Raw genomic sequence first — 21,644 nt, 5'->3', positions numbered from 1 at the left:
GGCCGGACTCGCCGGATTCCAGTGGGATTACAACGGCCTCATCGCCGCCACAGTGTCGGCCAACACCCAGCCCCCCACCGCCACCCGTGACCAGGGCTGGTTGGCCTCCGGCGCCGGGGACTTCGATCAACTCGCCCTGCCCTTCACTTCCACGGATGTGCTCCTGAGCGATGCCGAGAGCGCGCCCAGCCCGCAGAGCAACAGCAAATACGTTTACAACCAGATTTCCAGTCTCGTCCCGCTGAGCAAGCTCAGCTTCGTCAATAGTGCATTGTCGGTCCTGAAATACGGCATACCCGACCTCTCGGGGCTGGATATCGGCAAGATCCTGACCAACGACCCCAACGAAGTGCCCGCCGACCGCCTCGCCAACTATCAGGGCGGCAGCGGCGGTTCGTCGTCGGGGAACGCGACCCCGGCGCAGCAGGCCCAGACGGTCATCACCGAGATGACGAAGGCCGGCGACACGCTCCAGTCGAAAACCACCGATGCCCAGGGCAACATTCATCTGGTATTCACCACGCCAGGAGGCACCGATATCCCCATCACCATCTCCGCCGGTGGATCATCCCCCCAGAATCCGGGAGCACAAAAGACGACCACGCAAAGCACGCAGGACGTTTCCGCCACCGCCAACAGCCTGACGAGTTCGCTGACCACGAGCACGCCGGCGTGGACGCAGGTCCCGGTGGCAAATCCCCTCTGGCTCCCCGCGAACTGGGCGGCCTATGGAACGGGCGGGGCTACCGCTACCTTCACCCAGCAGCACGTTTATGCCAACCAGCAGACGACGGAAACCATGGTCGTGACCATTACGCCGATCATCACCAATGGCAATGTCACGGGCTCCACCGTGACCACCACGACCAGCAGTAGCAGCGGCCCGGCGTGATGGCGATGCGATCATTGCTTCTCCTGATGGGCATTGGCTGCCTGGACTTTTCCGGTCTGGCCGCCGCCGGCCAGGTGCCCGCGGTCAACTGCGCCCGGCCGCCCTTCCCGACCGGGACGAAACTGACGGTGGTGGCGCAGCAGGTGGCCATGAATGGTACACCCATGAGCATCCTGGCCATGGCGAACCGGCTGCCACCGGCTGCCGTACTGGATTTTTACCGGCATCGCTGGGTGGTCAACGGGCACCCCGCCTATGTGCAGTATCGGGTCGGTCCCTGGCAGGTGGTGGCGCATCGTGACGGCTCCTGTTTCTACACGGTGCAGGTCCAGGCCCAGGGAAGCGGTACCGAAGGGCTGGTGGGCGTCTCCTTGCCCGGCGAGGCGCAGGGGATGCCCGGCCAACCTTCCTTCCCGGCACCGAGCGGCACCAAGGTCATCAACGATATGGCCAGCAACGACGGCGGCAAGATCGGCCACACCTGGTATCTGGGCAATCGCGAGACGGTGCAGCAGAACGCAGATTTTTATCTGCGCACCCTGGTGCATCAGGGCTGGTCGCGGCAAATCGCCAACCACCCGCCCATGTCCCACGGAGCGGTGGCCATGATGTTTCAGAAGGGGGCGCAGACAGTCAGCATCGTCGTCGAACCCGCCATCTTCGGCTCCACTCTGCTGATCACCAAGGTACGGCGTTAAGAGGACCCCCATGCGAATCCTGATGCAACTCCGTAGATTCTCTGGCCGCTCCTCTCAGCAAGGACAGGCAATGGTCGAATACATCATCGTGCTGATCTTCGCCATCATCGTGCTCGTTTCCATTTCGGCGGGAAGTCCCTCGCCCATTGATCAGCTCGCCACTGCCCTGAAGACCTACTGGCAGAATTACTCTTACATCATTTCTTTGCCTTGAAAGGATCGCTATGCGTCTCCCTAACCTACCACGGCTAAACCGTTTTACGGTAATGCTCATTATCGCCGTTCTGCTTGCCGGTGCCGCCGCGTTTCTGACGGTGCATTACCTGCAAAACCGTGAACACCAGTTCAAAACGGAGCTGCAGACCAAGTTGAGCGCGAACATGGTGGATGTGGTGGTGCCCACCGCCAATGTCCATGCCGGCACCGTGGCCACCAATAAAAACATGGCGATCCGACCGGTGCCGCGCGATCTCATTTATTCCAGCACCATTACGGTCGCCCGTTGGGGCAGATATGCCGGCCGCATCCTGACCCATCCGGTGGAAGCGGGGCGTCCGCTGCTCGCGGAAGACTTCGCCAAACCCTATAACGGGGATTTTGCCAGCACCCTGCCCACGGACATGCGCGCCATCACCATCGACGTGGGCGGCGTCAATGCCCTCGCCGGCTTGATACGTCCAGGCGATCGCGTGGACGTGCTACTGGTCAAGACGGGCAACGGCGGCTCGGGAAACGCCGGTAGCCTGATCCCCCTCCTCCATCGCGCCCTGGTTCTGGCCACGGGACAGAATACCAAGTTCACGCCGCTGCTGGTGCATGACAACAACGTGCTGGAGGCGCAAACAGCGCTGGATAGCTATGGCAACATTACCTTGCAGGTGACCCCCGATCAGGCGGCCCAACTGGCGCTGGCGCAACAGGCCGGCCAGTTGCGGATTGTTTTGAGCCCGCACGCCGTGCCCGCTGATGCGCCCCAGATTCCATCACTTTCAGAGGCCACGCTGAGCAATGGCGGCACCGCCGGAGGGGATTCCGAAGCTACGGTGCAGTACATCATCGGTGGTGGCAGCGGCAATGTGGCCAGCCAGACCGAAGGCATGGGCGCCGGTGTGCCAAGCGATAGCGCCGCCCCAGCCAGCGCCACCCAAGATAGTGCCAGCAAGCAGAGGAACGCGATGAAAAAAGCCGTTTCCGGTCTCCAATCCATTCTCCATCTCGACCAGTCCGCTGCCGCGCAAATGCAAAAGGGAATGCAATGATCAACAAAATAAACACACGGTTTCGAGCTGTTGCCTTCGCTGTCTCCGGCGCCATGGTCGGCATGCAGCCGGCTCTGGCAGCCCAAGGAGGACTCTCTCCGGTTACCCAGGTCCCCATGGTGCGCCACACGCTGCAGCTTTACGATGGGCAAGTAAAGGTCCTGCCAGCCGAAGGGGTCACCCGGGTTGCCATTGGCAATGGCAAGATCATCGGGGTCAAGACCTTGAAGAGTCAAATCGTTTTGCTGGCCACCGGTACGGGCACTACCGATTTATACGTGTGGTCCAAAACAAATGAACTGCAGGCCTACCATGTTTTCGTCACTGGTGATGATACTGGGCAAAGCTACCGGCAGGTGGCGGCGGTACTTCATGGCGTGCCGGGCCTGCATATCGATCAGGAGGGCGGGAGGGTCGTCCTGTCGGGCAGCCTCGATCCAACGGAAAGCAAGCGGGTGGCCGATATCGCCAAGACCTTCCCCGGTGTCACCGATATGGTCAGGTCAGACAGTGTCGGGATGCGGCGCATGGTCTATCTGGATGTGCAGGTGGTGGATTTCAAGAAAAATGCGCTGCACAACTTGGGCATCCAGTGGCAACAAGGCATCGCCGGACCGGCGGTCGGGCTGGTGGGTGACTTCGTACATAACAGTACGTATCGATTGGGGGACGTGACCCAGGGCGGATTGCAAAGCAATACGCTGAACGGTCCGGCCGGACCTTTGCAGGGCCTGCCGCTGACCGTGAACCCGTTTGCGAGTTATCTCGGCCTCGTTTCGACGCTGACCTCGACGATCAATCTGGCGGTCCAGAGCGGTGATGCATATATCCTCGCCAATCCGCAGCTCAGTACACGCAGCGGCGGCAATGCGACCTTCCTCGCTGGCGGCGAAGTGCCCATTCCCATTAGCAGCGCCCTCGGCCAGACCTCGGTGCTCTATAAAAAGTATGGCGTACAGCTCGACATCAAGCCGGAGGCTGATGCCCAGGGCAACGTGCTGGCCAGCATTTCCACGGAAGTGAGCCAGATCGACCCCACTGTGACAGTCAACGGCTATCCGGGCTTCCTGACGCGCAAAACCACATCGGTGGTGAATGTGCACAGCGGTCAGACCATCGTACTCTCCGGACTGATCCATTCCGTAGGCTCGTCAACGCTGACCAAGTTCCCCTGGATCTCCGATATTCCAATCCTCGGGTATCTGTTCAAGAACAACAACTTCCAGGCGAGCAGGAGCGAGTTGGTGATCTTCGTCACGCCGGTGATCTTCAATCCCAACTCTGTCGTGAACCAGGAAGCGGTACTGCGGGGCACGCAGCTCATGCACCAGTTCAATGCAACGGCGGGCAAGGGGATCTACATGCCGGGCTTCGGCGTGGGACCAGGCAGCCACCTGCTTCCGGCCGGGGTGGGAAAAGCGGATGGATCGCAGCTTGGGAAGACGCCCGCGGCGCCGAGTCCGGCGGCCCCGGACGCAGGGAAAGCAGGACCCGCCGCTACCTCCATGGCAAAAACGCCGCCTGTAACGGTGCAGACGACCATCCCGCTCAAGACTCAATCCTGACCCAGGAGGTAGGGCATGTTTCGAATCAACAACACCAACTCCCGCGGGAAAAGCGAGCAGGTCAATTGCGCTGCCAATAGCTGCTCGGTGGGGAAGTCGGACGAGAATCTGGTGGTCCTGCAGGGATGGCAGGTGGCGCGGAAGCACGCCACCTTCTTTCAGGATGAATCGGCGATGTTCGTCAAGGATGAAGCCAGCGCCTTCGGCGTGAAGGTCAACGGCAACCGCATCAGCGGCACCACGGGTCCGTTGCGGCCCAGCGACATCGTGGAGATCGGCAGTTATCTGCTGACGGTGGAGGTGCTCAATAAAACGACCGAAGTGGATGCCCCCCGAGAAGCGCCGTCTCCAGTGGGGGAAGTGGTGGCCACTCCGGTTGTGGTGGCGGGCGGGACCTCCTCCAGCGACGGCGCTGCGGCTGGGGCGGCGCCGCAGGTCTCGCGTGACCATCATCAGTTCGCCACCCTCCGCATCGTTCAGGAGCGCCTGATATCACGCATGGATTTTCGGCGCATCGATACCACGAAGATGACCGAACTGGAATTGCGCCAGCGGACGAAAGAGCTGATCGAAGAGATCATCAACGAGGACCCGTCATTGGCAAAAGACGGCGACCGGGAGCGGTTGGTACAGGCCGCTCTCCACGAAGCGGTCGGTCTTGGACCGCTGGAAGTGCTCCTTGCCGACGACGGTATCACGGAAATCATGGTCAACAAGTATGACGAGATCTTTGTCGAAAAGAGCGGTCGCCTAACGCCGTCCGAAATCCTGTTTTCCAGCGACAAGAGCGTGTTGTCGGCCATCGAACGCATCATTGCGCCCCTTGGGCGGCGTATTGATGAAAGCTCGCCGATGGTGGACGGACGTTTAAAGGACGGTTCCCGCGTCAACGCCATCATCCCGCCATTGGCACTCAAGGGGCCGTGCATCACCATCCGTAAGTTCGCCAAAAACCGGATGACGGACGAGGATCTGGTCCGCTACAATTCCGCAAGCAAACCGATGATAGAGTTTCTGCGCCTTGCCGTGGAGCAACGCCGCAACATCGTGATCTCTGGCGGTACCGGATCAGGCAAAACCACCCTGCTCAACATCATGTCCAATTTCATTCCCGGCCACGAGCGTCTGGTGACGATCGAGGACGCGGCGGAACTGCGCCTTTATCAGCCCAACCTGGTATCCATGGAGGCGCGGCCGCCCAATGTGGAGGGACAGGGGGCCGTAACGATCCGCGATTTGGTGCGCAACAGCCTGCGCATGCGCCCAGACCGCATCGTCGTTGGCGAGTGTCGCGGCGGCGAGGCCCTGGATATGTTGCAGGCCATGAATACCGGTCACGATGGTTCGCTGACCACCGTCCACGCCAATATGCCCCGCGATACGCTGTCCCGTCTGGAAGTGATGGTGCTGATGGCCGGGATGGAGTTGCCCCTGCAGGCCATTCGCCAGCAGATCTCCTCCGCAGTACAGCTGATCGTCCAGCAGACCAGATTTTCCTGTGGCAGCCGCAAGGTCACCTATATCACGGAAGTGACGGGCATGGAGAATGGCACCATTCAGCTCCAGGATATCTTCCTCTTCAATCAAAAGGGCTATGGTTCCGATGGTAAAATCCAGGGCGATTTTATCGCGACCGGGGCGATACCGGAGTTTTACGAAGATCTGGCCAAACGCGGAATCGACGTGGATCGCAGCATCTTCCAGGGCAATAAAAGCGGGGGGATGAGACTATGAGCCGCGGTATGCATATCTATTTGATCGGCGGGGTCATGTTCGGCGCCATTCTGTTTTTCGCCGTGATTTTCATGCAAGTCCTCGGAAAGAGCGCGAAATGGCAAGAGAAGCGCATCAAGGAGGGTACCTACAGAGAACTGGAGGACCTCTTCATCTTCGTCGATTTTGAAAAGCTGACCTATGTCAACTTTGCCGCATTCCTGTTTGTTCCGGTATTGGTATGGATCATTACCTCCAACCCGATATTCACCACCGCCAGCGTGTTGCTGCCGATCTTTGCGCCGAAGTGGATCGTGGCGAGGGTGCGCCAAAAACGCCTGGATCAGTTCATTTCGCAGTTCCCGGACGCGCTGATGATGCTGTCCAGTTCGCTACGGGCGGGGTCCAGCCTGGCGGTCGCCATGGAAAATCTGGTGAATGAGAGCAAGGCTCCCTTGAGCCAGGAGTTCGCCATGCTCATTCGTTCCCAGCGGCTGGGGGCCAGCTTTGAAGATGCGGTGAGGGATATGGAGCGGCGCCTGCCCATTCAGGAGTTCATGCTCTTTTCCGCGGGGTTGCGCATTGCCAGGGAGGTCGGCGGCAATTTGGCGGACATGCTGGAATCGCTGGCGGAAACGCTGTACACGAAGATGCAGACGGAAGGAAAAATCAAGAGCTTGACAGCGCAGGGCAAGATTCAGGGCGTGGTGATGTCCGGCCTGCCTATCCTGCTGATGCTGGTGCTCACCCAGTTGCAGCCGGTCGCCATGCATCCCCTGTTTCACAGCGTGACGGGTTGGGGGGTGCTCACCCTGATTGCCGCCATGGAGTTCATGGGTTACATCGGCATCCGCAAGATCACCAGCATAGACGTATAATAATGAGTAAAAATAATAAGTTGAAAGGGGTTCGGCGATGATATGGTACTACATCGGCATCGGTTTGGCAGTGGCTCTGACCGTAATCTTGGTGATATGGGCATTTTCCGGTCTGCACTGGGAGGTTCCTGATGATGAGCGGGGTTATCTCGACCCGTTACCTCCACTGTTGCGTTTCATTTGGCCTTTGACACGCTTTGTCGCCTACTATGCGGGTGGCCGCATGCCTGCTCCGTGGCTCGAAAGTGCCCATCGCATGCTGGCCCGGTCCGGCGCCAATTACATGATGAACGCCGAAGAGTTCTATGCCATCCGCTTCATCGCCGCTACAGCGGCTTTTGTGCTGATCTGGCTCGGGACCAGACCGTTAGGCTCAACGGGACTGTTTCTCGCGACGATGGTCGGGATATTGGGCTTTGTCTACCCGGTCATGTGGCTGAACGGTCGCTACAACAGTCGCAAGAAAGACATTCTCAAGGCGTTACCGATGTTCCTCGATTATATCGTTTTGGCTGTAGAGGCTGGCACCAACTTCTCGGGGGCGTTGGCCCAGACTGTGGAAAAGGGGCCTGTTGGGCCGATGCGCCAGGAGTTCTTTCTGGTTCTGCGTGACTTGCGTGCGGGGCTGTCACGGGCGGATTCCCTACGCCGTATGGACGCTCGTCTGAAGATTCCGGAAGTCAGCTCGGTAGTGTCTTCCATCATCCAGGCCGAGCAGGTTGGGGCCAGCATCGGCAAAGTCTTGCGCATGCAGGCGGAAAGGCGGCGCATGGAGCGCTTTCAGCGTGCGGAAAAGCTGGCGATGGAGGCACCCGTCAAGCTGATGTTGCCACTCGTGCTGTTCATTTTTCCGACGACGTTTATCGTGCTGGCCTTTCCCATTGTCATGATGATCAAGCAGCAGGGATTGCTGTGAAGTGCGGATCGCTCCATACGGAAGATGGCGGTCTGGCGGTGACCGTGAGGAGGACCGAAACTGCGTGGGAACGCACGCGCGGTCTGCTCGGCAGCCCGGCACCAGGTCGCGGCCAAGGTTTGCTGATCGCCCCCTGCAACTCGGTTCACACCATGGGAATGTCATATGCGCTGGACGTGGTTTTTATCAACCGGCTCTGGCGAGTGGTCAAGGTGGTACACGTGCTTTCTCCATGGCGCTTTACCGCCGCACTGGGTGCGCGTTTCACCCTTGAGATGGCGGGTGGAGAGGCTGACCGGCTGGGTTTTGCAGCGGGCAGATTGTTGAGATGGGAGGAGGTCTCATGCAAAAGCGGGCAATAGCTGCAGCAACTCTGGTTTTTTTATCGCTCTCGGGATGCGCCGAGATGCAGAGCAAACCGCTGTTGACCCTCAATCAGAAGGCCAATGCAGCCTATGCGGCTGGGCAGATGGGCCCAGCCTTGAATGATTACGAGGCGCTCGCGTCCCGGTCACCGGACGATCCCAAGATCTGGGAAAGACTAGGAAATCTCTATGTGCTCTCCAAACAGCCTGAAAAGGCCATTGCCGCCTACCGGCGGGCCATCGAAATCACCCCGGGGAATGCTACAGTGTTTTACAACATGGGTGTCTTGCGCCTGCGGCAGGCCTGGGCCGTTCTGATCCAGGCCTATCAGAGCACAGCTCCCGGAGATCCCAACAAGGTGCTGATCGAGAAATTGCTCGATGGTATGGAAAAGCTGCCCGTGCTCGATATCGACGGGAAGGCCGCCGCCTCATGGCGGTTGTCGCCGCCCGCGAACGCGAATAAATCAGGTACAGAGAAACGGGTAGGAGCGCCTCGTGAGTGACTTGCCTGCAGTGCCCCTGCGGAACCACACCTCCTCGTCAAGGAGGAGCACCCTAGAGGACCCAGGAGCCGGGCACGCTGGGCAGGCGATGGCGGAGTTTATTGTCGTCCTGCCGGTTTTGCTGCTGCTCATCCTTGGCGCTTTCCAGTTTGCCCTGGTCTTTATGGCCAAATCCACCTTGAACCAGGCAGCCTTTTACGCTGATCGCGAGGGGACGCTGAACAACGCCAGTTCAACCTCCATGAAGGAGGGCCTGGCCAGCGGTCTGGCACCACTCTACCAGAATACGAGCTTTGGTACGGGAGTAACCATGGCGGGAGTGGCCCAGGCGAGCGCGCTTGCGGCTGTCTATACGCCAGGGACGGCCTGTATTCAGGTGCTGAATCCCGGTTCGGCGGCATTTAGCGATTTCGGTGTCAGCGTGCCATCGGGTAATGCGGGGGGCGGCAACGTAACGGAAATACCCAATGCCCGTCTACTGTACCAGCCTACCACGGTGGGAGCCAGCTCGGGTGAGGACATTCAGGACGCCAACCTGCTCAAGATACGCGTAAACTATTGTTACCATTTGATCGTGCCTTTGATCAATACTACGATAAAATCGTTGGCGGCAAATGGTGCAATCAGCGTTGGCGGAGCTTGGCAAGCGGCGTGCTATGCGAATGGGGGAATACCGCTGGTAGCCAATTCCACGATGCTCATGCAGTCGCCGGCCATTCAAAGCAAGAATAATACATCTTCCTGTACCTGATGGCGAGCACGATGCCAGAGCTACTCGTTATCTCCGCGGAGGTGCCAGTCTGATCCATACTTTGGTACGAATGCCATCATACTATAGCCATGATCACGTTTTCTACCATAGCAGTTTTACGCCGTTATGCAATACGATGATAATGTCGTTTTAAAAAGGTCTGTGATGCCCTCCAAAAAGATCAATAAATTACAGTCACGCAAAGGCACGTTAGTGAAAGTATGTGTCATTGGTCCGGTTAGGCTGATTGTGAACGGCAATATTCAGCCCTTGGCGCTCCAATCCAGCAGGTTGCTGCTCGCCTATTTGGCCTTGGAGCGTAACATGCAGAGGCGGGATGGCATAGCCAAGCTGTTGTGGCCGAATATCGATTCGGAGATAACGCGCACCCGCTTGCGGCAGGCAGTCTACCAGTTGCGTATTGCCTTGGGACCCATTGCCGAGAAGACGATCATCGGCGATCGCCATTTCATAGGGCTTGCACCGGATCGGATCTTGCTGGATACCGACGAACTTGCGACTGCTGGCGAGGAGTTGAGCTGGCAAAGGGTAGAATCGTTGCTGTCCGGCCCGTTTCTGATGGGTGAACAAGAGCCGGAAGGAGCATGGTTGCTTTGGCGGCGGCGTAGGAATGACGAGATTTCCAATCGCGTGGAAGCAACTATGGATTTTCTGGTTTGCAAGTACGAACAGGAAGGCAGGTCCGCCATGGCTCTCCAGGTGGCCAACCGGTGGGTTGCGTTTTCCCCATTTAGCGACAATGCCAATCTTGCCATGATGCGAGTTTTGAGCCGGGATAATGTCCATGCCGCGTTGGCGCAATACGATCTATTTCAGCGCAGGGTCATCGAATCGCAGGGCCGACGTCCAGGGCCTATGGTACAAAATCTGCGGCAAAGATTGGTTTCTACCTACAAAGGCCTGTCGCCAGCTTTGCCCCCTACCGGCGCTCCCGCCACCTTCCGGCAGATTCCCGTTAGTGTTCTTGTATTACTGCCTATCCTCGGGCAAGAAGATGATAGAGGAGTAACCCTCGAAAGGGTTTTTGTGCATTTCTATCCCACCATTCAGGCGGCTACGACGCGCTTTGCAGGGAGGCTACAGGTTGCTCCCGATGGGGCCATGGAGATCCGCTTTTGTGGCATGGATGATGGTGCAAGACGCGCTGTCGCTCTTGCATTCTCTATCATTGGGCAGAGCATCCGCAACAAAACATTACGTGTCGGCGTGCATAGCGGAATCATGATGGCCTGCCCGGGCGGGCAGCAGGATCTGATCGGAGAGGTCCCAGCTATTGCTCGATCCATTGCTGGACACAGCAACGGAGAAATCCTTGTCTCCATCGCGACTCTGGATCGGTTGGACAATGCGTTTTCAACCCGGTTTGCTGGTGTTTGGCAAGCGCCGGAGGGGGCGATGGGGTTCTATAAGGTTCTCGATTCGCGGAAATCACCGCGCCGTGCAGCAGTTCCAACTGTGGGGCGCGATGTGGAATTGCAAACGCTGGTGAACAAATGGCGAATCGTGCAGCGGACCGGAATAGGTGCGGTTATGCTGATTCGCGGCGATGCAGGAATAGGGAAAAGCCACTTGCTTGAAGATTTTCGTAAAGTGGCAGGTGATGTTTCATGGCGGACCTATCAGTGCTTGCCGGAATATTCGAAAATCATCTTATCTCCTGTAGCCGATGTCGTTCGTGATCTTTTAGAAGTAAATTTTAGCACCCGGATCAATAAAATAGAGATTGCGCGACTGCTCGGAGAATATGGAATAAACGACTCATTAACCGTAGATCTTTGGGTGCGTTGGCTCGATATCGGAGGGCAAGAAAATCTTTCCGTAGACGCTACAGATGGGCATAAAGAAATCTTGTATGAAAGCATTCTGGAGATTTTGGCTGCCGGACTTGGATCGCTTCCCCGCGTGATTGCCATTGAAGATCTGCATTGGGCTGATCATGCCTCGCTGGAACTGATGAGCCTGCTGATGGAAAAATTAGCAGTGCTACCGGTTCTGGTGATTATTACGGCACGAACAACTTTCGCACTAACCACCACCAATTGGCCAAACTGCAAAGAAATAAATCTCAGTCCCTTATCTAAAGCTAATGCCGCAAGGATGGCCGCTTCAATCAAACCTGACCGTACGGAGGAGTGGTATCTGGATGTGGCGCAGCGCAGTTGCGGTATCCCGCTCTTTGTTAGAGTCTTATCTCAGCAGACATCGTCACAATTAAAAGAAAGCAATGCCAATCCGACAACAATTTCAAGTGAAATCATGGATGTCATCCTGGCTCGCCTAGAGATTCTGGGTGAGGCGTTATCGGTTGCGCAGTTTGCTTCGGTATTGGGACCCCTTTGTAGCGAGAAGCTGCTTTCGTTGATATGTGCCGATAGCGGTTATTTGGTCGAGGAACTGATTCCAGTCCTTTTCGATAATTATATCATGATCAGGGGCGCGCATGGGTTTGAATTCTATCATGAACTATATCGTGACGCCATATATTCCGGAATACCACCAGAAAAGCGCAAAAAGATGCACCTTGACGTTGCCCAATTTTTGGTCGACAACCTGGAAGGCGGTGTTTACCCAGAAATGATTGCAGAACATTTCGAATTGGGCGGAAATATCGCAGCCGCAGTTCCATTTTGGCAACGTGCAGGCCACCGTGCGATGCAACTGTATGCTTTCAAGGAAGCGAAGGAATATCTTGCCAAGGCGATCCGTAATTTTTGCGATCATGGGGAAAGATCGGAGCCATGGAGGGATGAGATACATTTGCATCACGATTTTGCCATAGTTTCAGTGATGGATGATGGGTATGCGTGCGAGGCGGCACGATCCAGTTTTGCTCATATTCTCGCTCTTTGCGCACAGTACAAAATAGGTGGAAGACCCTACTATGCTGCATTATGGGGCATCTGGTTACAAATCTTTAGTTCCGGCGATATGTATCAGGCCATATCGGCAGCAGAGAAGCTATTGTCTTGTGCCCAGCACTGTCCTGATAATGGATTTGGCCTTACCGTTGGGAGATTTGCAAAAGGGGTATCCCTCGCCTGGCAGGGGAGTGTGGAAGAGGCGTACCAGCTATTTTCAGAAGGACAGAAACATTGGAAAGAGGAATATAGCCACTTGAGCATTTCCATGTTCGGAGAGAACTTGGAGATCAGCCTTCATTGCTACAAAGCGCTGGTATTATTACTCTTGTGCCGACCGGAAGAAAGTAGGGAAGAAATCGCCTATGCGCGCAATCTGGCAGATACTTCCGGCATGGAAGCCAGTGTGGCCTACGTTTCTGCCATGCAGCTTGCGCTGGATTTCTTCGGTAATTCTACCGCTGCTGCGAAGAATAGTCTGCTTCGTATTGAAGAAATCTGTAACCGGGAGTCGTTGGTCATGTGGTTTGCCTATAGTCAGGTATTTCGCGGCTGGTTGGGTATTCTTGAAGATGAATCAAATCAATCTATCCACCTACAAAAAATGCAGTCCGGTATTGATTGCATAAGAAACATCTGGCCTAGCGGCCTAGCCTTCCTGTCTATCGTAAAATCCGCTGCCTTGCTATCTGCTGGTAGCGATTTATTTTTAGCTGATTTAGTGGAATCTAGGAAAATAGCGAATAAAACCGCATCGTTCCTTATGACTTGGCACCTGTTGCTCCAGGAGGCCAACTGGTATTTGAATCATGTCCAGCCACAGGATGGGAAAAGGGCCGTGCGATGCCTACGCAAAGTGCAGAAATGCGGCGTTCCTTTTTTCTCGCGGTTGGCCGACATGGCTTTATTGAAAGTGAATGGTGGTTTTGAAAGTTCCCGACCAAAAAGAACGGCCGCAGTTTCTTCGGGTACAGGATAAGCGGTAGCTGCGCCACGATAGATTTATACTGCCCACAGGAGACCAGTGGGCGGGCAAACTGGATGACCAGGACGACGGCAAGAGAAACATCGGGGACACAAACTCTCCGACAACAGCGGTGCCAAGGCACGCTTCTACCATGCCGTCTGCGAGACGCATTTGTCGCGCATCATCCATGTCGACATGGCCGCACAGCAGTTTAACTACGACATCGACGAAAGCGCTCGGACGCTGGCGGAACGTATGGATGGCAAGTTCCTGCTCGTGAGCAATGCAGGATCTATCCCCCGAAGGAATCGTCGCGCGCTACAAATCTCTCGCCGATATCGAGCGGGGCTTCAAGGTGCTCAAATCCGAACTGGAGATCGGTCCGGTTTATCACCGGCTTCCTGAGCGGATACGGGCGCCCCCAACATACTCTGCGGGGACGTCGGTCTGGGTATAGAGTTCTAGCTGATCAAAAGGCTGGGAACCCACACCGATTTCGAGCGGTCTATAGCATAGGTTGCGGGTTCTCTGACCTCTTTTGGTGGTTATCTGTATTGATTGAAGTGAGGAGGAATACCATGAAGTGTGAACCGACGAAGAACTCAACTAAACGCAAAAAAATACCGGCTTTCGCAACAGCAGTCATTTTAGGCTCCGCCGCAGTGACGCTGGCCCACGCCACAACAAGCCCGGGCCGACCCGTTCGGCACCCTGTAGAAACCCCCATCATTCACATCTGGGTCAATGGCCATGCCATCCCCGCCTCAGCACAGAGCCGGGTGATCCATTTTCCGGGTGGGATAATGCGCATACAAACGGTCACCTGGGACAGCGGCATGCAACCCGGCAGGGTGCGGATTACCGATAACAGCCTTTCCACGGTGCGGGCACGCGCCATAGTGGAGAACGATCTGCAGCAAATGCGATCCATGCAGGTCTCCATGGATCGCGAAGTGGCACAAATGCAGCGCATGATGCAGCAGATGGCATTCAGTCCACTGACGATGCCACAGTTAGGTCTGCCCATGCAGGTCCTGATCCCCGCAGCGCCCCCAGCGGGTGTCCAGCGAACAGTATCTCCGACACTACCGGCAATAGGACCCCATGAGGCTCCGCCCCTGCCAATCACCGAGATGCCCGGACACCAGGTGCTCAGCGTACGCTGGAACCATAAGGCACCTACTCAGCAGGCCGCGCCCAAGGTCCCCGTTTGACCTCGGAAAGACACCCCAAGACCAGCCAGCGGAGTCTCAACACTGGCAGCGGACGATGGCCGCCCCTTCTCGGTCTCCTTACGACAACCAGGCGTCTGCCGCCGTGGGTCCGTTGCTCCTGCGGATCAGGCCCCACATGACGGGGCCATCTTTCTTGATCACCGGGCGTCGGGGAAGGATACAGTCGCGTACTTATCGAGTCGCCGTTCTGGCCATCCTGGCCGCCACCCTCACCTCCCCCGCCTTTGCCGGAATTGGAACAGCCCGACACTTTTCTGGACATACTGAATCCAGGCTGATGGATTTCGCCAGGCCCTCTGCACAAACGTCCATTCATGTACAGTATGCACCGCGTACCCTGTCACAATGCGATATGCAACACTTGCGGCAATTGGCGGCAGCAGGTGATCCTGCTGCCGCCAATGCGTTGGGAGATCGCTATTTTCATGGCAATAAAGGGGTCAAAAAGAATCGCCGGGAGGCGGTGCACTGGTTTCGCAAAGCTGCGCATGCGGGCAATGCCAAAGGTGCCTTCAACCTCGCTTTTGCCTATAACTTTGGCGAAGGTATCTCGCAGAATATTCCGAAGGCGGTGTACTGGTGGCGGCAATCTGCAAAAGACAGCCACCGGCATTAACGCCGCTTCTTCACGCTGCGCCACAAAAAGAATGGGGGGATGATGCAGTGCCCATTGCTTGTTTCATGACAAATGTCGATCGATCTGCCTGTATTCATTCCTTGATGATGCCTGATAGCTGTTGTCCTGTTACCCCTCCTATAGATAAGACGTGCTGCCCCTCCTGTTCAGTTTCAAATGGGCTGTTAAAAGTTTCAATCTCCCCCTTGAAATCATCTGAACCCGCACCCATAACTTGGTGTACCGGAATCCAGGCGTGCAGGCGCTTGGCTGGTGTTTATTGACGCATATTAAGGAGGTGTAAAATGGCAAAAGAAGTTTCACGGTCTGCGGTTAGGGATGTTCGCCAGGTAGAGCCTTTGGAAAGCCTCATGGAGACGGTATGGCCGGGTGTGTTCTCTCCATTCATTACCCGACAGGCCGCGCAACCCCATATCGCACATATCGATGTCCTTGACCACGACGACGCTTTTGTATTGAAGGCAGAGATTGCCGGTGTAGACAAGGAGAGGCTGGATGTCCAGGTACATGGGAATCAGGTCTACATCAGCGGCATCAAGGAAGAAGGCAGTGATCGGGAAGAAGGGAACTATATCTACCGGGAACGTCGTTACGGGGAGTTTTCGCGCACTGTGCAACTTCCTGCGGATGTTGACGGCGAAAAAACAAAAGCTATGTACAAAGACGGCGTTTTAGAGTTGACGCTGCCCAAAACAGAAGCGGCCAGACGCAAGAAGATTGCGATTTCCTGATCGTTTTTAGGATGAGGCTTCGTGCATTCGCACGAAGCCTCACGCCTCCCACCACTCTCTTGAAGTGGATGACAAAAAATGCCGGAAATGAGGTGTTTAGTACTGGAATTGATCCAGATGATTGGGTCTCTGAAGGCACTTAAAATGATCATAAAAATAATGCTGTTATCTGCCCTTGTTTTCTACTTATCCCATTCCGTCGAGGCAATAGCTCAGCCGTTGAATAATCTAGCGCACGATGCTGGGGAGATATACATGTGCAGAACCCCACAACAGGCCAGGGAACAGCATATCAATCCGGATTATCTCGTGCCCGGATGCCAGATCTATAGACCTTCAGCAAGTGCGCCGAATTTGCGGCCGAAAAAACAGGCCCCCCGGCGCGGATAAACAGATCACGGCTCTCGTACCTGATCGCGCGTTGAGTGGTACATAAAGGAGATGCACCATGAAAAAAATTCAGTGGAAAAAACCTCGCTACATCGTGTCTCTGGCTGTCGCTCTTGCACTGGGATTTGGGTTAGGGGCGACCGACTGGGTCTTTGGACAATCTGATCATGCAATAACGCCCCTGCCATCGCCCAAGCAAGCGGCTGCATCAGCACGGATGGTGCACATTGCAGACTTCACACCGATTGTGAAAAAGTATGGCAACGCTATCGTCAAAATAAGCGACTCTGCGACCAAAATAATCCACGGGCATCAGGGGTTTTTCAATCCATTTCCTCAGAACTCGCCGTTTTTTGGTTTCTTTCATGGACTGCCAAATTACACGCCCCCGGAAAAGGAAATGACTAAGGCACTCGGGTCGGGATTCATCATCTCTCACAACGGTTACATCGTCACGGCGGGACATGTCGTGAGAGGCATGCATCATATTGTGGTGACCCTGACCAACCATCATGCCTACCACGCCAAGGTGGTGGGTTTGTCTGTGCACTATGACACGGCACTGCTGAAAATCCATGCCCGCAATCTCCCGGTCGTGCAACTGGGGAATTCGAAGAACCTCAAAGTCGGTCAATGGCTTCTGGCCATAGGCATGCCCTTTGGATTCTACAATACGGTAACACAGGGTGTGGTTGGGGCCATCGACCGTTCATTGCCGCATGATGATGAATACATTCCATTCATTCAAAGCGACGTACCCATCAACCCAGGGAACTCTGGCGGCCCCATTTTTAATATGCGTGGGCAAGTCGTCGGGATCAATGATCAGATATATACCAACGATGGTGGCTACATGGGATTATCCTTCAGCATCCCGATTGATACCGCGATGCGAGCCGTTCATGCGTTCGAGCGCCATCAGAAAGTAAAATTTGGTTGGCTGGGCGTCGAGATTCAGTCGGTGACGCCACAAATGGCGCAGGCATTGCATCTTCCGGAGCCGGTGGGCGCATTGATCGCGCAGGTTGTGCCCTCCAGCCCCGCTGCTAAGGCGGGTCTGAAATCCGGGGAGGTCATCGTAGCCTACGATCACCGTCCTATCTATAACGTCGGCACGCTGCCCCCGTTGGTGGGGGATACCTCGCCAGGGAAAACCATAGCCATCGGGATCATCGATCATGGAAAATCCAAAACCTTGCGGGTCCAGGTAGGTGGTATGCCGCATAAGATGCTGATGGCCGCCAATCAACAGAGCATAGACATTCGACGTCTGGGGTTGCGCGTGGGTACCTTGCGACCAAAGGAGCAGCAGAAGCTGGGAGTGCATCACGGCGTGTTGATCCAGGCCGTCTATCCGGGGCCAGCATCTTTTATCGGCCTACAGAGCGGGATGGCGATTTTGTCCATCAACCAACAGCGGGTAACCAGCCCGGAGCAATTGGCCCATCTGGTGAAGGTTCTCCCGGCGAATACGCCGATTTCCATGCAGGTTCGTAATCACCATGCGAGCATTTTTGTTGTGATTACGCTTCCGGCACAATAGTCAAGAAAGTTGGATGCCTATGGTGTGAATCAAATAGCCTGGATAGCGGGCATTACGCGGTCTGAAAGAGCATAACGGTGTTGAGCTGCGTACGGGGCCGTGGGTGGTTGCTGAAAAAGATGGGGATTGGTACGTGGCTAGTGGTCACGCCGACCATTCTGACGGGGGTCCCCAATTCCAGGCTACTCACATTACCAACGTTCGCATGCAACAGACAGTCCTCACAAGGATAACTATCTGAAATTTTTATACCGCAAGATGGGCAAATTTACGGCGACACGAAATAAAGTGGTGAGACCTGCCAGCCACACCAGAACGTTTTTATATCTTTTATCTTCTTTCTCCATCGTCATTCAACCGCTCTCTCACATCGAGAATATAGTAGACCACCCCAAGACACAGTGCGGAAACGGCATAAGCGAAGATAGTATCGCCATGCATTGTTTCGGTATCCAGCAAAATAAACTCCCTGGCTATGACCAATATAGCGATGAGAACAACCGTTTTAACGCGAACTATTTGTCCCCTGTGTTGAATAGAATGGAAAATGGTATGATTGAACTCCAATGCAATCAGCAAGCTCATTATAGAGCCGAAAATAATCGAAAAATCATGGCCATGTATATCAGCTAATGTGGTTACAGGCAGCTTCGCAATGGTGGATATCACCCTCCCAAAAGCTATCACAATGACAATCATAACCATTAGCGATATAGCCGCTGAAACAAGCTGCTCAAAACGCTCATAAAAGGTAAGAACGGACCAGTCCGTGCGTAGCTTTTCAAAGAACCACTTGTGCTTCATCTCGTGATCCTCAATGTTCAGTTGCGGCCATTATTATGATTTTTGATATGCAATACATAGACATTTATCACCTGTAATATTATTAAAGACAGAAGAACGCTGGATGTAATCGGGTAGTTCTTCGGCCACGACAGGCCAGAAATGGTGAAATCGATACCCATCATGGCGGATGTCCACATGATTATAAGCCCTATATACTTTTTATACATAATCAACTCCCAGGGGGTCATCCAGCATTACTCAAAGTAACGCCATCCCCATGCCATACCTAAGCAATCAGGATGCATCTTCTTTTGTGAACCAGATTGACCAGTTACAACTGGAGTTGGAGTCTTGAATATATTTTTTCAAGAGCCATCGGGGATGAGCAACTTCTTGATGGTGTAATCGGTATTGAGTTACAAAAATGTTTCATCCTGGCGTCTCGCAGATTTTCTGCCCCTTCGGGGTGATCTTTACTTCCAGTGGCAGGTTGGCAGCGGCTGCCGACCATCAGCTGAATCACTGCCCACGATCGCCGGAATGCGCAATATGAATCGCGCTCTTACCCTTGATATATCCCACCACACTCGACACCGCATATTTCGGCGGAATCGAAATCAGCGTATGGACATGGTCCACCATCAGATGTCCACTTCTATCCGGCTTTCCTTATGCCGGGACATCGGAATAAACACTATGTGACATTTGCACTCCCACCTGCTGTGCCTTAGGCTCAATCCCTCGTCCATCGGTACCTCCTTCGTCCTGTGCTTGGCGGCTCGCAACGTCGGTTCTCCGATGGACTCCACTACATGTCCAGCACCTATTGTCACCCCGGCAAAGCCGGGGGATTTCCTGTTTTTGCTTAAGCAAGCTCAGCCTGCCAGCGCAAGCATCAACTGATTGATGCGAGCGACGAAACCGGCAGGATCTTCTAATTGTCCCCCTTCAGCCAGAATCGCCTGATCCAGCAGCAGTGCTGACCATTCGGCGAAGCGGGTATCGTCTTTTTCGCCTTCTATGCGTGCCAGCATGGGATGGGTGGGGTTGATCTCCAGGACAGGTTTGGTGCTGGATACTTCGTGGCCGGCCTGCTTGAGCAATTGCTGCATGTACAGGGCCATGTCCCGCTCGCCCAGGACGATACAGGCCGGAGAGCTGGTCAGACGGTGGGAGACGCGCACAGCCTCCACCCGCTCGCCCAAGGCGTTTTTGATGCGTTCCACCAAACCCTCAGCACCTTTTTCCGTTTCTTCCTGCGATTTGCGTTCTTCTTCGGTTTCGATGGCGCCCAGGTCAAGTGCACCTTTGGCGACGGATGCCAGTGCCTTACCCTCAAATTCGGGCAGATGGCTGGTCAGCCATTCATCTACGCGATCGCTGAGCAGCAATACTTCGATGCCCTTTTTGCGCAGCAACTCCAACTGCGGGCTGTTTTTGGCGGCAAGGAAGGAGTCTGCAGTGATGTAGTAAATTTTGTCCTGACCCTCGGCCATACGCGCGAGGTAATCGGCCAGCGATACATTTTGCGTGTCCGTGTCCGTGTGGGTGCTGGCGAAGCGTAGCAGCTTGGCGATCTGTTCGCGGTTGCTGTAATCCTCACCCGGACCTTCCTTGAGTGCCCGTCCGAATTCATTCCAAAACGTCTGATACTTTTCGGGCTCCTTCTCGGCCATTTCCTCCAGGAGACTCAGTATTCGTTTCACCGAACCGGAGCGCATCTGATCAATGACTCGGTTACCCTGCAGAATCTCGCGGGAGACGTTAAGAGGCAAATCGCTGGAATCGATCACACCACGCACAAAGCGCAGGTAGCGGGGAAGGAGCTGCTCGGCATCGTCCATGATGAAGACGCGCTGCACATAGAGCTTGATACCGTGGGAATGGTTGTGATCCCAGAGGTCAAAGGGTGCTTTGGCAGGAATGAAGAGTAAGGAAGTGTATTCCAGTCGTCCTTCAACATGGTTGTGGCTCCAGGTCAGAGGGTCGCCATAGTCGTGGCTGACGTAGCGATAAAACTCCTTGTACTCGTCGTCGCTGATCTCGGACTTGGATCGTTGCCAGAGAGCTGAGGCCTTATTGACCGTTTCCCATTCGTCACCAAGCTTGCCATCTTCGCCCATTTTGCGCATACGGATCGACAGGGGAATGTGATCTGAATACTTGTTAATGATGCTGCGTAAGCGCCAGGCGCTGAGCAAGTCCTGGCGTTCTTCCGCGCGCAAGTGCAAGACGATTTCGGTGCCCCGCGCGGGCAGATCCAGGGTTTCCAGAGTGTAGGTTCCGGTACCGTCCGACTCCCAGCGAACACCATGCTCGGCCTCCATACCGGCGCGACGCGTGTTCAGGCTGACGCGATCTGCAACGATGAATGCCGAATAAAAACCGACCCCGAACTGGCCGATCAGCTTGGCGTCTTTGGTCTGATCGCCGCTGAGGCGCTCAAAGAACTCTCGCGTTCCGGATTTGGCGATAGTGCCGATATTAGCAATCACCTCGTCGCGGTTCATGCCAATACCGTTGTCTCGCACGGTAATGGTGCCGGCCTCGGAATCGAAGTCCACCTCGACCTTGAGTTCGCTGTCACCTGTCAAGAGGGCGGGGTCGGCCAATGCCTCGAAACGTAGCTTGTCGCAAGCGTCAGAGGCATTGGAGATCAACTCGCGCAGAAAAATCTCTTTGTTGGAGTAAAGCGAATGGATCATCAACTGCAATAGCTGATTGATCTCGGTTTGAAATTGCATGGTTTCCTTGCTGGCGGTCATTATCTCTCCTGAATTAACTGGGTTCGCGCAGAGAGCGAACGGTTGAATGTAAGCAGACTGAAAGTGGTGCCTGCTAAAGAAAAAATCAAGACCGCTGGTGCCTCATCCAAAGCAGTCGCTGATGGGGTTTCATCGCGAGAGGATCGACCACGTCGATCTGCTGACGCC

The 21,644-nt window shown here is 55.2% G+C and carries 18 protein-coding genes and 2 pseudogenes; 17 read left to right on the top strand and 3 right to left on the bottom strand.

Annotated elements, in window-relative coordinates; genetic code table 11:
• The 17 genes and pseudogenes from M7F93_RS01935 to M7F93_RS01860 all read left to right on the top strand — a co-directional run.
• Positions 1–892, top strand: an 892-nt coding sequence (locus tag M7F93_RS01935; protein WP_298168223.1) for a hypothetical protein, incomplete at its 5' end; no start/stop codon positions are given.
• Positions 892–1,590: a hypothetical protein gene (locus M7F93_RS01930; protein ID WP_298168220.1), complete on the top strand. Its 699-nt coding sequence runs from the start codon at positions 892–894 to the stop codon at positions 1,588–1,590. The genes M7F93_RS01935 and M7F93_RS01930, both read left to right, overlap by 1 nt.
• 10 nt (positions 1,591–1,600) lie before the next feature.
• Entirely contained in the window at positions 1,601–1,804 is a 204-nt protein-coding gene (locus M7F93_RS01925; protein WP_298168217.1) for a hypothetical protein, read from the top strand.
• Between the two features lie 10 nt (positions 1,805–1,814).
• Positions 1,815–2,849, top strand: coding sequence for a Flp pilus assembly protein CpaB (gene cpaB / locus M7F93_RS01920; RefSeq protein ID WP_298168214.1), 1,035 nt, complete (start codon positions 1,815–1,817; stop codon positions 2,847–2,849).
• Positions 2,846–4,414: a type II and III secretion system protein family protein gene (locus M7F93_RS01915; protein ID WP_298168213.1), complete on the top strand. Its 1,569-nt coding sequence runs from the start codon at positions 2,846–2,848 to the stop codon at positions 4,412–4,414. Before cpaB ends, M7F93_RS01915 begins: the two co-directional genes overlap by 4 nt.
• 15 nt (positions 4,415–4,429) lie before the next feature.
• Entirely contained in the window at positions 4,430–6,148 is a 1,719-nt protein-coding gene (locus M7F93_RS01910; protein WP_298168189.1) for an ATPase, T2SS/T4P/T4SS family, read from the top strand.
• 8 nt (positions 6,149–6,156) lie between these two features.
• Entirely contained in the window at positions 6,157–7,005 is an 849-nt protein-coding gene (locus M7F93_RS01905) for a type II secretion system F family protein (protein WP_298168186.1), read from the top strand.
• A gap of 37 nt (positions 7,006–7,042) precedes the next feature.
• Positions 7,043–7,921: a type II secretion system F family protein gene (locus tag M7F93_RS01900; RefSeq protein ID WP_298168183.1), complete on the top strand. Its 879-nt coding sequence runs from the start codon at positions 7,043–7,045 to the stop codon at positions 7,919–7,921.
• Entirely contained in the window at positions 7,918–8,283 is a 366-nt protein-coding gene (locus M7F93_RS11895; RefSeq protein WP_366144656.1) for a DUF192 domain-containing protein, read from the top strand. The genes M7F93_RS01900 and M7F93_RS11895 overlap by 4 nt, the downstream gene beginning before the upstream one ends.
• Complete coding sequence (locus M7F93_RS01895) at positions 8,265–8,792, top strand: tetratricopeptide repeat protein (protein ID WP_298168180.1); 528 nt, start codon at positions 8,265–8,267, stop codon at positions 8,790–8,792. Before M7F93_RS11895 ends, M7F93_RS01895 begins: the two co-directional genes overlap by 19 nt.
• Positions 8,785–9,543: a TadE/TadG family type IV pilus assembly protein gene (locus M7F93_RS01890; RefSeq protein WP_298168177.1), complete on the top strand. Its 759-nt coding sequence runs from the start codon at positions 8,785–8,787 to the stop codon at positions 9,541–9,543. The genes M7F93_RS01895 and M7F93_RS01890 overlap by 8 nt, the downstream gene beginning before the upstream one ends.
• 126 nt (positions 9,544–9,669) lie before the next feature.
• On the top strand, positions 9,670–13,401 hold the full coding sequence (locus M7F93_RS01885; RefSeq protein WP_298168174.1) for an AAA family ATPase: 3,732 nt from the start codon (positions 9,670–9,672) through the stop codon (positions 13,399–13,401).
• Positions 13,402–13,441: 40 nt separating this feature from the next.
• Positions 13,442–13,807: pseudogene (locus M7F93_RS01880) on the top strand (IS1634 family transposase); the annotation flags it as partial.
• A 160-nt stretch (positions 13,808–13,967) separates the two neighbouring features.
• Entirely contained in the window at positions 13,968–14,603 is a 636-nt protein-coding gene (locus M7F93_RS01875; protein ID WP_298168171.1) for a hypothetical protein, read from the top strand.
• A gap of 55 nt (positions 14,604–14,658) precedes the next feature.
• On the top strand, positions 14,659–15,240 hold the full coding sequence (locus M7F93_RS01870; protein WP_298168168.1) for a tetratricopeptide repeat protein: 582 nt from the start codon (positions 14,659–14,661) through the stop codon (positions 15,238–15,240).
• Positions 15,241–15,545: 305 nt separating this feature from the next.
• Positions 15,546–15,992, top strand: a complete 447-nt coding sequence (locus M7F93_RS01865; RefSeq protein WP_298168166.1) for an Hsp20/alpha crystallin family protein — start codon at positions 15,546–15,548, stop codon at positions 15,990–15,992.
• A gap of 448 nt (positions 15,993–16,440) precedes the next feature.
• The gene (locus M7F93_RS01860; RefSeq protein ID WP_298168161.1) at positions 16,441–17,925 is read left to right on the top strand and encodes a trypsin-like peptidase domain-containing protein; all 1,485 of its coding nucleotides are present in this window, start codon (positions 16,441–16,443) and stop codon (positions 17,923–17,925) included.
• 330 nt (positions 17,926–18,255) lie between these two features.
• Here M7F93_RS01860 and M7F93_RS01855 read toward each other — a convergent pair whose 3' ends face one another.
• The 3 genes and pseudogenes from M7F93_RS01855 to htpG form a co-directional block, all read right to left on the bottom strand.
• Positions 18,256–18,729 (bottom strand): phosphate-starvation-inducible PsiE family protein, encoded by a 474-nt coding sequence (locus tag M7F93_RS01855; RefSeq protein ID WP_298168158.1) that lies wholly within the window; start codon positions 18,727–18,729, stop codon positions 18,256–18,258.
• 525 nt (positions 18,730–19,254) lie between these two features.
• Positions 19,255–19,460, bottom strand: a pseudogene (locus tag M7F93_RS01850) (transposase); the annotation flags it as partial.
• A 126-nt stretch (positions 19,461–19,586) separates the two neighbouring features.
• The gene (gene htpG, locus M7F93_RS01845; protein ID WP_298168155.1) at positions 19,587–21,476 is read right to left on the bottom strand and encodes a molecular chaperone HtpG; all 1,890 of its coding nucleotides are present in this window, start codon (positions 21,474–21,476) and stop codon (positions 19,587–19,589) included.
• Positions 21,477–21,644: the final 168 nt, after the last annotated feature.

The sequence above is a fragment of the Acidithiobacillus sp. genome, assembly GCF_027322205.1.
In the GTDB taxonomy this organism is placed as follows: Bacteria; Pseudomonadota; Gammaproteobacteria; order Acidithiobacillales; family Acidithiobacillaceae; genus Acidithiobacillus.
This window is presented reverse-complemented; position numbering and strand designations above follow the sequence as displayed.

Bases quoted from the DNA above. Each gene is read 5' to 3' on its own strand.
- cpaB (WP_298168214.1), top strand. From the start codon at position 1,815: ATGCGTCTCCCTAACCTACCACGGCTAAACCGTTTTACGGTAATGCTC.
- M7F93_RS01875 (WP_298168171.1), top strand. From the start codon at position 13,968: ATGAAGTGTGAACCGACGAAGAACTCAACTAAACGCAAAAAAATACCG.
- M7F93_RS01915 (WP_298168213.1), top strand. From the start codon at position 2,846: ATGATCAACAAAATAAACACACGGTTTCGAGCTGTTGCCTTCGCTGTC.
- M7F93_RS01865 (WP_298168166.1), top strand. From the start codon at position 15,546: ATGGCAAAAGAAGTTTCACGGTCTGCGGTTAGGGATGTTCGCCAGGTA.
- M7F93_RS01905 (WP_298168186.1), top strand. From the start codon at position 6,157: ATGCATATCTATTTGATCGGCGGGGTCATGTTCGGCGCCATTCTGTTT.
- M7F93_RS01885 (WP_298168174.1), top strand. From the start codon at position 9,670: ATGCAATACGATGATAATGTCGTTTTAAAAAGGTCTGTGATGCCCTCC.
- M7F93_RS01910 (WP_298168189.1), top strand. From the start codon at position 4,430: ATGTTTCGAATCAACAACACCAACTCCCGCGGGAAAAGCGAGCAGGTC.
- M7F93_RS01930 (WP_298168220.1), top strand. From the start codon at position 892: ATGGCGATGCGATCATTGCTTCTCCTGATGGGCATTGGCTGCCTGGAC.
- M7F93_RS01895 (WP_298168180.1), top strand. From the start codon at position 8,265: ATGCAAAAGCGGGCAATAGCTGCAGCAACTCTGGTTTTTTTATCGCTC.
- M7F93_RS01925 (WP_298168217.1), top strand. From the start codon at position 1,601: ATGCGAATCCTGATGCAACTCCGTAGATTCTCTGGCCGCTCCTCTCAG.
- M7F93_RS01900 (WP_298168183.1), top strand. From the start codon at position 7,043: ATGATATGGTACTACATCGGCATCGGTTTGGCAGTGGCTCTGACCGTA.
- htpG (WP_298168155.1), bottom strand. From the start codon at position 21,476: ATGACCGCCAGCAAGGAAACCATGCAATTTCAAACCGAGATCAATCAG.
- M7F93_RS01860 (WP_298168161.1), top strand. From the start codon at position 16,441: ATGAAAAAAATTCAGTGGAAAAAACCTCGCTACATCGTGTCTCTGGCT.
- M7F93_RS01870 (WP_298168168.1), top strand. From the start codon at position 14,659: ATGGCCGCCCCTTCTCGGTCTCCTTACGACAACCAGGCGTCTGCCGCC.
- M7F93_RS01855 (WP_298168158.1), bottom strand. From the start codon at position 18,729: ATGAAGCACAAGTGGTTCTTTGAAAAGCTACGCACGGACTGGTCCGTT.